This window comes from Pseudomonas sp. MM227, assembly GCF_947090715.1.
Taxonomy (GTDB): Bacteria; Pseudomonadota; Gammaproteobacteria; order Pseudomonadales; family Pseudomonadaceae; genus Aquipseudomonas; species Aquipseudomonas baltica.
Window position 1 is genome coordinate 2,848,704 of record NZ_OX352319.1, and the last position, 11,297, is coordinate 2,860,000.

The following is an 11,297-nucleotide window of genomic DNA, read 5'->3' on the forward strand; positions in this document are numbered from 1 at the left end:
ACCTGCCGAGTGGTGTAGATATACTGCCCACACGCACATCCTTGCCTGCAGCTGCCGAGATGCAGTACTGCCCGCACGGATCACCGCACCGCAATGTCGCGCTTGACCGCTACACACCGGATGACCGTTCCGGCAGCTTCACCCATTAGAAAGGCCTGATGAGCCCTCAGTAGGAGAGACCCCGTGGAACGCGAATACATGGAATTCGACGTCGTCGTCGTCGGCGCAGGCCCTGCCGGCCTGTCCGCTGCGTGCCGACTGAAGCAGAAAGCCGCCGACGCCGGGCAGGAAATCAGCGTCTGCGTGGTTGAGAAAGGCTCCGAGGTCGGTGCTCACATCCTTTCCGGTGCAGTCTTCGAACCACGGGCTCTCAGCGAATTGTTCCCGGACTGGAAAGCCCTGGGTGCACCGCTGAACACGCCGGTGACGCGCGACGATATCTTCATCCTGAAGAACGCCGAGAGCGGTTCCAAGATCCCCAATGCCTTCGTGCCCCAAACCATGCACAACGAAGGCAATTACATTATCTCCCTGGGCAATCTGTGCCGCTGGCTGGCTCAGCAGGCGGAAAACCTGGGCGTCGAGATCTATCCCGGGTTCGCTGCGCAGGAAGCATTGATCGACGAGAGCGGCGTGGTCCGCGGCATCATCACCGGTGACCTGGGCGTCGATCGCGAAGGCAAGCCCAAGGACGGCCTGTACACTCCCGGCATGGAACTGCGTGGCAAATACACCCTGTTCGCCGAAGGCTGCCGCGGCCACATCGGCAAGCAACTGATCGAGCGGTTCAAACTCGACAGCGAAGCCGACGCACAGCATTACGGGATTGGCCTGAAGGAAATCTGGGACATCGACCCCGCCAAGCATCAGCCTGGCCTGGTCGTCCACACCGCCGGCTGGCCGCTGGAAGTCATGGGCACCGAGAACACCGGCGGCTCGTTCCTCTATCATCTGGAAAACAACCAGGTGGTGGTGGGCCTCATCGTCGACCTGTCCTACGCCAACCCCTTCCTGTCGCCTTTCGACGAGTTCCAGCGCCTCAAGCACCATCCGGTCCTCAAGCAGTATCTGGAAGGCGGCAAGCGCGTCAGCTACGGCGCCCGCGCCATCTGCAAGGGCGGCTTCAACTCGTTGCCCAAGATGGTCTTCGCCGGCGGCGCCCTGATCGGCTGTGACCTGGGCACCATGAACTTCTCCAAGATCAAGGGCAGCCACACCGCCATGAAATCCGGCATGCTCGCCGCCGAGGCGGTGGCCGATGCGCTGTTCCAGGGCTCCGAGGGCGGTGATGTGCTCGACGGCTACGTGTCCGGTTTCAAGGCCAGCTGGCTGTATGAAGAGCTGTTCGCCAGCCGCAATTTCGGCGCCGCCATCCACAAGTGGGGAGCCATCGTCGGTGGCGCCTTCAACTTCGTCGATCAGAACCTGTTCAAGGGCAAGATCCCCTTCACCCTGCACGACAACAAGCCTGACTACGCCTGCATGAAGCTGGCAGCGGACAGCAAGCGCATCGACTACCCCAGGCCTGATGGCAAACTGAGCTTTGACAAGCTCAGCTCGGTGTTCATCTCCGGTACCAACCACGAAGAAGAACAGCCGTGCCACCTCAAGCTAAAGGACCCGAGCATTCCCATCGGCAAGAACCTGCCACTGTACGATGAGCCCGCGCAACGCTACTGCCCGGCCGGCGTGTATGAGGTGATCACCCAGGAGGACGGCGCCAAGCGCTTCCAGATCAACGCCCAGAACTGCGTCCACTGCAAGACGTGCGACATCAAGGACCCCTCGCAGAATATCGTCTGGGTGGCACCCGAGGGCTCGGGCGGACCTACCTACCCGAACATGTGATCCTTCAGCCACGGCAGGAGCGGATATGCCCAAGACCACGATGTTCGACCTGGACGGCAAGATAGCGCTGGTCTCCGGCGCCAGCCGCGGGATCGGCGAGGCGATTGCCCGCTTGCTTGCACAGCAGGGCGCCCATGTCATCGTCGTCAGTCGCAAACTGGAAGGCTGTCAGCGCGTCGCCGACAGCATCAACGCCGGCGGCGATCGAGCCACTGCGATGGCCTGCCACATCGGCGAACCGGAGCAGATTCTGGCGCTGTTCGCCGCTCTCCGGACAACGTTCGGACGCCTGGACATTCTGGTCAACAACGCCGCCACCAACCCCCAGTTCGGCAGTGTGCTGGACGTCGATCTGGGCGCCTTCCAGAAAACCGTGGACGTCAATATCTGCGGCTATTTCTTCATGTCGGTGGAGGCCGGCAAATTGATGCGCGAACACGGCGGTGGCAGCATCATCAACGTGGCGTCCATCAATGGCGTGTCGCCCGGTATCTTCCAGGGCGTCTACTCCATGACCAAGGCTGCGGTGGTCAACATGACCAAGGCCTTCGCCAAGGAGTGCGCCGGCTTCGACATCCGCTGCAATGCCCTGCTGCCGGGGCTGACCGACACCCGTTTCGCGTCAGCCCTGGTCGAGAACCAGGCCATCCTCAAGACGGCGCTGGCGCAGATTCCGCTCAAACGTGTCGCCCAGCCCGACGAAATGGCCGGAGCCGTGCTGTACCTGGCCAGCCCGGCTGCCAGCTACACCACGGGCACAGCGCTGAACGTGGACGGTGGTTTCCTCTGCTGAGGCGGTCAGACCTTGGGGTCCGCGGGCGCCTTGGCCGGCGCCGCGTACTTGGGCTTCAGGTGACCTTCGCTGTCCAGTAGCCAGGCATCCATGATCTCGCGCACGACGGGACCGGCCACACGCCCGCCTGCTTCACCGTTCTCGATCATCACTGCCACCACGATCTTTGGCCGGTCGGCCGGCGCGAATCCCACGAACAAGGCGTTGTCGCGGTTGCGCTCGAGCGTTTTCAGCCGGTTGTAGCGTTCGCCCTGCTTGATCGCAACCACTTGCGCCGTACCCGACTTGCCGGCGATGCGATACTGCGCCCCAGCCGCCGCCTGACGGGCAATCCCGCGCGGATCGTGCATGACCAGCTGCATGCCGTGGTTGACCTGATCCCACTCGCGGTTGTCGCGCAGCACGATATTGGGGATCGGGTTGTCGTCCACCGGTACCTGGCCGCCCACCGTCTCGGCCAGGTGCGGTCGACGCCACACGCCCTTGCTGGCGATCAGCGTGGTGGCCTGGGCCAACTGCAGCGGCGTGACCTGCATGTAGCCCTGGCCAATGCCGAGGATCAAGGTCTCGCCAGGAAACCACGCCTGACGCCGCGTGGCACGCTTCCATTGCTGGGACGGCATCAGCCCCGGCGCTTCCTCGAACATGTCCAGCGAGACCTTCTGGCCCAGGCCGAAGCGGGTCATGTAGTCATGCATCCGGTCCACACCCAGTTTGTGTGCCAGGTCGTAGAAATAGGTGTCGTTGGAACGCATGATGGCCGCGTCCATGTCCACCCAGCCATCACCACTGCGGTTCCAGTTGCGGTACTTGTGGTCGTAGTTGGGCAGCTCGTAGTAGCCAGGATCGAACACACGTGTCTGCGGCGTGACCGCACCGCTATCGAGGCCGGCGATGGCAACTTCCGGCTTGATCGTCGAGCCGGGCGCGTACAAACCCCTGAGCACTCGATTGAACAACGGCCGGTCGATGGAATCGCGCAACGCCGCGTACTCCTTGAAGCTGATACCGGTCACGAACAGATTGGGGTCGAAGCTCGGCTTGCTGACCATGGCCAGCACATCGCCGGTTTCCGGGTCGATGCACACCACCGCCCCGCGGCGGTCGCCCAACGCCTTCTCGGCGGCTTCCTGCAGATGCACGTCGAGGCTGAGCACGATGTTCTTGCCCGGCACCGGGTCATGGTGGTTGAGCACCCGCATGACGCGCCCCTGGGCATTGGTCTCGACTTCCTCGTAACCCACCTGGCCATGCAGCTGGGTCTCGTAGAAGCGTTCCACACCGGTCTTGCCGACCGACTGGGTGCCGCGGTACTGCGTCTGATCCAGCGTCTTGGACTCTTTCTCGTTGATCCGCCCCACGTACCCCACAGAATGAGCAAAGTGCTCCTTGCGCGGGTATTCACGCACGAACTGAGGTTCCACATCGACGCCCGGCAGCAGGAATTGATTCACCGCAACCCGCGCAATCTGGTTCTCGCTCAACTCGTACATCAAGGTGACCGGTTCGAACGGATGGCGCACACGCTTCAAATCCTTGTCGAACTGTTTGCGCGCTTCATCGCCTAGTTCCAGCACCTTGGCCACTTCATCGAGCACCTGCGCAGTATTGCCCGCGCGCTCGCGTGTGAGAGTCAGGTTGAAGCTAGGTCGATTGTCGGCCAAGACCACGCCATTGCGATCGTAGATCACACCGCGTTCGGGCGGGATGGGCAGCACATGCACCCGGTTGTTCTCGGACACTGTGGAGTTGTAGGTGAACTCGATGACCTGCAGGAAGTACAGACGCCCGACCAGGGCAATGCTCAAGGCCAGCACCAGCAAGGCGCAAGCGATCAACCGACGGTTGACCAGACCTTGTTCCTTGCCATGATCTTTGAGAGGAATGGGCTGGGGCATGCGGACTGCTCTGAAAAAGCGCCGATGGTAACCAAGCAGGCCCCTGCTCTCAAGCGCCGACTCCCTCGGGCTGACCAAGGGAGTCGGACAGTGCAGATGTCAGGTGCGGTCCTGGGGCAGACGCACCTGGCGCTTGGTACTGACGAAGATGCCCCAGCTGGACATGAACAGCGCTGCAATCAACGGACCGATCACGAAACCGTTGAGCCCGAAGACTGCCAGGCCGCCCAGCGTCGAGACCAGGATCAGATAGTCCGGCATCTTGGTGTCCTTGCCCACCAGCAATGGGCGCAGCACGTTGTCGACCATGCCGATGACCAGAATGCCGAACAGCGTCAGCGTGACCCCCTGCCAGATGTAGCCGCTCAACAGGAAGTAGGCGGCCACCGGCGCCCAGACGATACCGGCCCCGACGGCAGGCAACAGCGACAGAAACGCCATGAGCACCGCCCACAGCAATGCGCTGGGAATGTCGAGGAACCAGAAGATCATCCCGCCGAGGGCACCCTGGGTGACCGCAACCAGCAGATTGCCTTTCACCGTGGCGCGAACCACACGGTTGAACTTGAGCTGCAAACGGCGCTTCTGCTGCTCGGCCAACGGGATAGCCGTGCGGATCTTGCGGGACAGTTCCGGGCCATCACGCAGGAAGAAGAACAGCAGGTACAACATGATGCCGAAGCTGATCACGAAATCCAGCGTACCCTGGCCGAAGCTGAAGGCCTGCGTCGCGAAATACTGGCTGCCCTGCATCGCACCTTTGGCGACCTTGTCGCGCAGACCCTCCAGGTTGCCCATGCCCATGCGATCAAGCAGCTGTTGCCCGGAAGCCGGAAGCAGTTGCTTGAACTGATCGATATAACCCGCCACGTCGAGCTGGCCGTTCTCGATGTTCTTGTACAGCACTGCACCTTCCTGAACCAGCAAGGCACTGATGATGATCACCGGCAGGATGGCGATGATCAATGTGATGGTGAGGGTTATCAACGAACTGACGTTGCGACGCCGATTCAACTTCCTCATGACCAGTCGCTGCAACGGTGCAAATACGATACCCAGAATCACTGCCCAGAAGACCGCGCCGTAGTAAGGCAGAAGAATCCAGATGAAAGCGATGGTGACCAGGATCAACAGTAACAACAGTGTTTTGTTTTGCAGGTTGGTTTCGTTCATGTTCGATCCATGTCGATAAGCTACAGAGCCGTCATTCGGCTCTGTGACTTAGTCCTCCCAGCTGCGCGCGAGTTTAGTCATCGCCAAGATAAATCCGCGTCAGACGCGTTTATCCATTTCGATAGTGACGCGCAACCCACCCAAGGGGCTTTCCGACAGGCTCAGGCGAGCAGACCAGCTTTCGACGATGTCCCGTACGATCCCCAGACCCAGGCCATGACCGTCGACCTGCTCATCAAGCCGAGAACCGCGATCCAACACCGCCTGGCGCGCATCCTCAGGGATACCCGGACCGTCATCGTCCACCCAGACGCTATACCCATGCTCGTGCTCGACGATCGTCAGGCAGACCTGCGCGTCAGCCCACTTGCAAGCGTTGTCGAGCAGGTTGCCGAGCAGTTCCAGCACGTCCTCCCGATCCCACGGCAAGCGAACATCCGCAGCCACCTCGTAACTCAGGCTCAAATGACCGCCATGGATCATTTCCAGCGTGGCAAACAGACCTGGAATCTCGCCAGCGCAATCGAACTGAACACCCGGCAGCGCGTCGCCGGCCAGACGCGCGCGGTTGAGTTCACGGCTGAGCCGCAGCTGGATGTGCTCCAACTGCTCACGCAGCAGGCGGCTGACTTCCGGCTGGTCCCGCAGCCGTTCACTGCTGGCCAGGCTCAGCAGCACGGCCATCGGCGTCTTCAGCGCGTGCCCCAGATTGCCCAGCGCGTTGCGCGAGCGCTTGAGGCTGTCCTCGGTGTGCAACAACAGGTGGTTGATCTGCGCTACCAGCGGCTCGAGTTCCACCGGTACTGCACTGTCCAACTGCGAGCGCTGACCGAGCTGCAATTGCGCGATCTGTTCGCGCGTGCGCTCAAGCGGCTTGAGCGAACGCGTGACCGTGATGCGCTGCAGCACGAGTACCGCAATCAACGCAGCGAGGCCCATGCCCAGGCCAATCTGGCGTACCCGCTGAAAACTGGTGCGTACCGGCGTGTAGTCCTGGGCGACGATGATCGACAGTGGCTGCCCGAGTCGCCGGTAATCGGCACGCAACACCAGCAGCAACTGACCCTCCGGGCCCAGCTTCAAACCCGAATACAGCCCTGACTGATCCGGTACGGGCAGCTCGAGATCCCATAGCGAACGCGAGCGCCAATGCCCATCGGGAAAGTCTATGCGGAAGTAGTGCCCCGAGAACGGCCGTTCGTAGGCGGGAGAAATACGGTGCTGATCCAACTGCAGACCTTGCGGCCCACGCTGCATCGCTACCAGAAGGTTCTCGCTTTCGTTGCGTAAACCGGCTTCGAGATAGCGCTGCAGGCCCATCTCGAACAACCACAGGCTCAATTGAGCGAGGACCAGGCCCACGATCACCAGAACACTGATCAACCCGACGCTCAATCGCGCCTGGATCGATCTCACTGCACGACTCCAGCGAAGCGGTAGCCCTGCCCTCGGCGGGTTTCGATCACACTGCGACCCAGTTTGCGCCGCAGATGGTTGACGTGAACTTCCAGCACATTGGAATCGCGCTCAGTCTCGCCGTCATACAAGTGCTCGGCCAGATGGCCTTTGGAAAGAATCTGCTCCGGATGCAGCATGAAGTAGCGCAGCAGGCGAAACTCGGCAGCCGTCAGCTGAATATCGACCCCGGCCTGCTGCACGCACTGGCGACCCTCATCCAGGTGCAGACCGGACGCTTCCAGGCGCGGCATGTTGGACAAGCCACGGGCGCGGCGCACCAGTGCCTGGGCACGCAACTGCAGCTCCTCAGGGTGGAAGGGCTTGGTCAGGTAATCGTCGGCCCCCGCTTTCAAACCTTCGATCCGCTCCGCCCATGAGCCCCTCGCGGTCAGAATCAGTACGGGGGTAGAGAGGTTTGCCGCTCGCCATTGGGCCAGCACCTCCAGCCCAGGCAGGCCGGGCAGTCCAAGATCAAGGATGATCAGATCATACGGTTCGGTCTGTCCCTGATACACCGCATCTCGACCGTCCGCCAGCCAATCCACAGCGTATCCCTGGCGACTGAGGCTGGCGCTCAGCTCATCGGCCAGGGGGACATTGTCTTCCACCAACAGCAAGCGCATCAGTCATCTTCCTCGTCTTTGAGCAAATCGCCTGTGGCCGCATCCAGCTTTATCTCGCGAACGACACCTGCCGTGGTCAGCAACTCGACCTCATACACCAGCTTCTGTTGCTTCTCTTCAAGCTCGGCTTCCAGCAGCCGTGCACCCGGGTAACGCGCCATGGCCTGACCGAGCAATTGTTCAAGAGGAAGGATTACACCTTCCTGTCTGAGTCGCAGCGCTTCATCCTGGTCCAGATCGCGAGCCACCGCCAATGAGCAGCACGCCAGCAGCCCGACCATCATTGCGCGACCCGCTGGCGATATGTTCATTAGGTATCCTGATGGTCTTTGAGCACTTGGCCGGTGGTTGCATCAAGTTCCACATCCCACTCGACGCCTTTATTATCGCGCAGCTCGACTTGATAGATGTATTTGCCGTATTCCTCTTCCAGCTCGGTCTCGTGGATGGTACCGCCTGGATGCTTGGCCAATGCTGCGGCATTGAGCTTTTCGAAGGACTGGATGGTACCAGCATCACGCAGGCGAAGCGCCTCGTCAGGTCCGAGATCTTTGGCCTGGGCACTGATGGCCACGAAACTCAGGGAAGAAGCGAGCAGCAGAGCAGTCAGAGTTTTCATTTGGTTCACCTTCGGTATGTGTGAGGTATATGGGGTTTACGAAAGACACAATACCGAAGGTGACTTAACTCAAACTTAATGGCACAACGCTAGCTTGTCGATGATGTCAGCGCTGTATTGCCCGTGCGTAATCCTGCTGGATGGATGCCGGCCCCACCTGCCCAAGCCCACTTACCGTGCAGCTTGGACACCTGATAAACTGCGGCACTGCCCCATCAACACATTGGAACAAACGTGGAAATTTTCAAGGAATTCACTTTCGAGTCTGCCCATCGGCTTCCTCATGTACCCGAGGGGCATAAATGCGGTCGCTTGCATGGCCATTCCTTCAAGGTCGCCGTCTATTTGAAAGGCGACGTTGATCCTCATACCGGCTGGATCCGTGACTTCTCCGAGATCAAGTCGATATTCAAGCCGCTTTACGAGCGCCTTGATCATAACTATCTCAACGACATCCCTGGCCTCGAAAATCCAACCAGCGAGGTCCTGGCGAAATGGATCTGGCACCAGCTCAAGCCGCTGTTACCCGAGCTTTCCAAGATCCGCATCCACGAAACCTGCACCAGTGGCTGCGAGTACACCGGCGACTGATATGCACGATAAAAAAAACCACCCGACCGGGTGGTTTTTTTTGGCTTGCAAGTTCTTTCGAGCGCATAGACAAAACCCCTACCTGCTTGTGCAGATAGGGGTTTCGGAATTGAATCTTGACGATGACCTACTCTCACATGGGGAAACCCCACACTACCATCGGCGATGCATCGTTTCACTGCTGAGTTCGGGATGGGATCAGGTGGTTCCAATGCTCTATGGTCGTCAAGAAATTCTGTAGCCGGGATGCCCTTTTGGGAGGCACTCCAGCGAATCGGGTATGTGATGTTTGTGGGTTGTCTTGCTGCGAACTTTCGGTTGGTGTCATCTCCACAGTCACCGCAATCTGGTCGTTCGACGCAAATTGCTTGGGTGTTATATGGTCAAGCCTCACGGGCAATTAGTATGGGTTAGCTCAACGCCTCACAGCGCTTACACACCCCACCTATCAACGTCGTAGTCTTCGACGGCCCTTCAGGGAACTCAAGGTTCCAGTGAGATCTCATCTTGAGGCAAGTTTCCCGCTTAGATGCTTTCAGCGGTTATCTTTCCCGAACATAGCTACCCGGCAATGCCACTGGCGTGACAACCGGAACACCAGAGGTTCGTCCACTCCGGTCCTCTCGTACTAGGAGCAGCCCCTCTCAAATCTCAAACGTCCACGGCAGATAGGGACCGAACTGTCTCACGACGTTCTAAACCCAGCTCGCGTACCACTTTAAATGGCGAACAGCCATACCCTTGGGACCGGCTTCAGCCCCAGGATGTGATGAGCCGACATCGAGGTGCCAAACACCGCCGTCGATATGAACTCTTGGGCGGTATCAGCCTGTTATCCCCGGAGTACCTTTTATCCGTTGAGCGATGGCCCTTCCATACAGAACCACCGGATCACTAAGACCTACTTTCGTACCTGCTCGACGTGTCTGTCTCGCAGTCAAGCGCGCTTTTGCCTTTATACTCTACGACCGATTTCCGACCGGTCTGAGCGCACCTTCGTACTCCTCCGTTACTCTTTAGGAGGAGACCGCCCCAGTCAAACTACCCACCATACACTGTCCTCGATCCGGATAACGGACCTGAGTTAGAACCTCAAAGTTGCCAGGGTGGTATTTCAAGGTTGGCTCCACGCAGACTGGCGTCCACGCTTCAAAGCCTCCCACCTATCCTACACAAGCAAATTCAAAGTCCAGTGCAAAGCTATAGTAAAGGTTCACGGGGTCTTTCCGTCTAGCCGCGGATACACTGCATCTTCACAGCGATTTCAATTTCACTGAGTCTCGGGTGGAGACAGCGCCGCCATCGTTACGCCATTCGTGCAGGTCGGAACTTACCCGACAAGGAATTTCGCTACCTTAGGACCGTTATAGTTACGGCCGCCGTTTACCGGGGCTTCGATCAAGAGCTTCGCTTGCGCTAACCCCATCAATTAACCTTCCGGCACCGGGCAGGCGTCACACCCTATACGTCCACTTTCGTGTTTGCAGAGTGCTGTGTTTTTAATAAACAGTCGCAGCGGCCTGGTATCTTCGACCGGCATGAGCTTACGGAGCAAGTCCTTCACCCTCACCGGCGCACCTTCTCCCGAAGTTACGGTGCCATTTTGCCTAGTTCCTTCACCCGAGTTCTCTCAAGCGCCTTGGTATTCTCTACCCAACCACCTGTGTCGGTTTGGGGTACGGTTCCTGGTTACCTGAAGCTTAGAAGCTTTTCTTGGAAGCATGGCATCAACCACTTCGTCGTCTGAAAGACAACTCGTCATCAGCTCTCGGCCTTAAGATCCCGGATTTACCTAAGATCTCAGCCTACCACCTTAAACTTGGACAACCAACGCCAAGCTGGCCTAGCCTTCTCCGTCCCTCCATCGCAATAACCAGAAGTACAGGAATATTAACCTGTTTTCCATCGACTACGCTTTTCAGCCTCGCCTTAGGGACCGACTAACCCTGCGTCGATTAACGTTGCGCAGGAAACCTTGGTCTTTCGGCGTGGGTGTTTTTCACACCCATTGTCGTTACTCATGTCAGCATTCGCACTTCTGATACCTCCAGCAAGCTTCTCAACTCACCTTCACAGGCTTACAGAACGCTCCTCTACCGCATCACCCTAAGGTGATACCCGTAGCTTCGGTACCTGGTTTGAGCCCCGTTACATCTTCCGCGCAGGCCGACTCGACTAGTGAGCTATTACGCTTTCTTTAAAGGGTGGCTGCTTCTAAGCCAACCTCCTAGCTGTCTAAGCCTTCCCACATCGTTTCCCACTTAACCAGGATTTTGGGACCTTAGCTGACGGTC

The 11,297-nt window shown here is 58.9% G+C and carries 9 protein-coding genes and 2 rRNA genes (1 of these 11 only partly in view); 3 read left to right on the top strand and 8 right to left on the bottom strand.

Translation table 11 applies throughout. The features are described 5' to 3' along the window. Positions 1 to 183: 183 nt before the first annotated feature. Positions 184 to 1,848: an electron transfer flavoprotein-ubiquinone oxidoreductase gene (locus ONG87_RS12815; RefSeq protein ID WP_264381393.1), complete on the top strand. Its 1,665-nt coding sequence runs from the start codon at positions 184 to 186 to the stop codon at positions 1,846 to 1,848. Positions 1,849 to 1,873: 25 nt separating this feature from the next. Further along, positions 1,874 to 2,641 (top strand): SDR family oxidoreductase, encoded by a 768-nt coding sequence (locus ONG87_RS12820; RefSeq protein WP_264381394.1) that lies wholly within the window; start codon positions 1,874 to 1,876, stop codon positions 2,639 to 2,641. Between the two features lie 5 nt (positions 2,642 to 2,646). Here the strand turns inward: ONG87_RS12820 and mrdA are convergent, their stop codons facing one another. From mrdA to ONG87_RS12850, 6 genes are all read right to left on the bottom strand, one after another. Further along, a complete protein-coding gene (mrdA, locus tag ONG87_RS12825; RefSeq protein WP_122477278.1) occupies positions 2,647 to 4,539 on the bottom strand; it encodes a penicillin-binding protein 2 in 1,893 nt (630 codons plus the stop codon). 99 nt (positions 4,540 to 4,638) lie between these two features. Further along, a complete protein-coding gene (locus ONG87_RS12830; protein ID WP_122477276.1) occupies positions 4,639 to 5,712 on the bottom strand; it encodes an AI-2E family transporter in 1,074 nt (357 codons plus the stop codon). 99 nt (positions 5,713 to 5,811) lie between these two features. Continuing rightward, positions 5,812 to 7,128, bottom strand: coding sequence for an ATP-binding protein (locus ONG87_RS12835; RefSeq protein ID WP_122477274.1), 1,317 nt, complete (start codon positions 7,126 to 7,128; stop codon positions 5,812 to 5,814). Continuing rightward, the gene (locus ONG87_RS12840) at positions 7,125 to 7,793 is read right to left on the bottom strand and encodes a response regulator transcription factor (protein ID WP_122477273.1); all 669 of its coding nucleotides are present in this window, start codon (positions 7,791 to 7,793) and stop codon (positions 7,125 to 7,127) included. Before ONG87_RS12840 ends, ONG87_RS12835 begins: the two co-directional genes overlap by 4 nt. Continuing rightward, positions 7,793 to 8,104, bottom strand: coding sequence for a PepSY domain-containing protein (locus ONG87_RS12845; RefSeq protein ID WP_192055623.1), 312 nt, complete (start codon positions 8,102 to 8,104; stop codon positions 7,793 to 7,795). Before ONG87_RS12845 ends, ONG87_RS12840 begins: the two co-directional genes overlap by 1 nt. Next, the gene (locus ONG87_RS12850; protein ID WP_122477270.1) at positions 8,104 to 8,412 is read right to left on the bottom strand and encodes a PepSY domain-containing protein; all 309 of its coding nucleotides are present in this window, start codon (positions 8,410 to 8,412) and stop codon (positions 8,104 to 8,106) included. The genes ONG87_RS12845 and ONG87_RS12850 overlap by 1 nt, the downstream gene beginning before the upstream one ends. A 234-nt stretch (positions 8,413 to 8,646) precedes the next feature. On the opposite strand from ONG87_RS12850, the gene queD reads away from it, so the two are divergent. Beyond that, positions 8,647 to 9,003 carry a 6-carboxytetrahydropterin synthase QueD gene (queD, locus tag ONG87_RS12855; RefSeq protein ID WP_192103241.1) on the top strand — a complete coding sequence of 119 codons (357 nt, stop codon included), beginning with the start codon at positions 8,647 to 8,649 and terminating at the stop codon, positions 9,001 to 9,003. A gap of 114 nt (positions 9,004 to 9,117) precedes the next feature. Here queD and rrf read toward each other — a convergent pair. Next, positions 9,118 to 9,233 (bottom strand): 5S ribosomal RNA (rrf, locus tag ONG87_RS12860). Positions 9,234 to 9,382: 149 nt separating this feature from the next. After that, positions 9,383 to 11,297: ribosomal RNA gene (locus ONG87_RS12865) — 23S ribosomal RNA — on the bottom strand; it runs 979 nt beyond the window's last position.

Bases quoted from the DNA above. Each gene is read 5' to 3' on its own strand.
- ONG87_RS12820 (WP_264381394.1), top strand. From the start codon at position 1,874: ATGCCCAAGACCACGATGTTCGACCTGGACGGCAAGATAGCGCTGGTC.
- mrdA (WP_122477278.1), bottom strand. From the start codon at position 4,539: ATGCCCCAGCCCATTCCTCTCAAAGATCATGGCAAGGAACAAGGTCTG.
- ONG87_RS12830 (WP_122477276.1), bottom strand. From the start codon at position 5,712: ATGAACGAAACCAACCTGCAAAACAAAACACTGTTGTTACTGTTGATC.
- ONG87_RS12840 (WP_122477273.1), bottom strand. From the start codon at position 7,793: ATGCGCTTGCTGTTGGTGGAAGACAATGTCCCCCTGGCCGATGAGCTG.
- ONG87_RS12845 (WP_192055623.1), bottom strand. From the start codon at position 8,104: ATGAACATATCGCCAGCGGGTCGCGCAATGATGGTCGGGCTGCTGGCG.
- ONG87_RS12850 (WP_122477270.1), bottom strand. From the start codon at position 8,412: ATGAAAACTCTGACTGCTCTGCTGCTCGCTTCTTCCCTGAGTTTCGTG.